General features: G+C 68.4%; 1 protein-coding gene. It reads left to right on the forward strand.

Annotated features, from left to right (window positions below; genetic code table 11):
* Window positions 1-667 (forward strand): terminase gpA endonuclease subunit (locus tag F0184_RS20460; protein ID WP_172972186.1); only part of this gene is annotated, 667 nt, incomplete at both ends.

A 667-nucleotide genomic window follows, 5' to 3' on the forward strand; every position in this document is an offset into this window, starting at 1 on the left:
AGGCCGGCGAGGCGCCCGACTGGCAACGGCTGGCAGACCGGCGTGAGGCGTGGGCGCCAGGCACGGTGCCGGAGCGCGGCCTGTTCCTGACGGCAGGCGCCGACGTGCAGAAGGACCGGATCGAAGTGGATGTCTGGGCGTGGGGCAGGGGCCTTGAAAGCTGGCTCGTCGATCACTTGCGTGTAGAGGGTGGGCCCGCCGATCCCACCTGTTGGCGGCAACTGACCGACCTGTTGGGGCGGACATGGGCGCATGCCTCGGGTCAGACGATGACGCTCGCGCGGCTCGCGATCGACACCGGCTACGAGACCAGCGCGGTCTATGCCTGGTCGCGCCAGGTGGGCTTTGCGCAGGTGGCGCCGGTGAAGGGCGTCGAGGGGTTTAACCGATCAGCTCCGGTAACCGGCCCGACATTCGTGGACGCGACGGTGGGTGGCAAGCGGCTGCGGCGCGGCGCCCGGCTGTGGACCGTGGCGACCTCGACCTTCAAGGCTGAGACCTATCGCTTCCTGCGGCAGGACCGGCCGACGAGGGAAGAGATCACCGCCGGTGCCTCGTTCCCGGCGGGAACAGTGCACCTGCCTTCATGGAGTGACAGCGAATGGCTGAAACAGCTGACGGCCGAACAACTGGTGACGGTGAAGGGCAAGCGTGGCTTCACGCGGCT

The sequence above is a fragment of the Roseibium aquae genome (genome assembly GCF_008711285.1).
GTDB lineage: Bacteria > Pseudomonadota > Alphaproteobacteria > Rhizobiales > Stappiaceae > Roseibium > Roseibium aquae.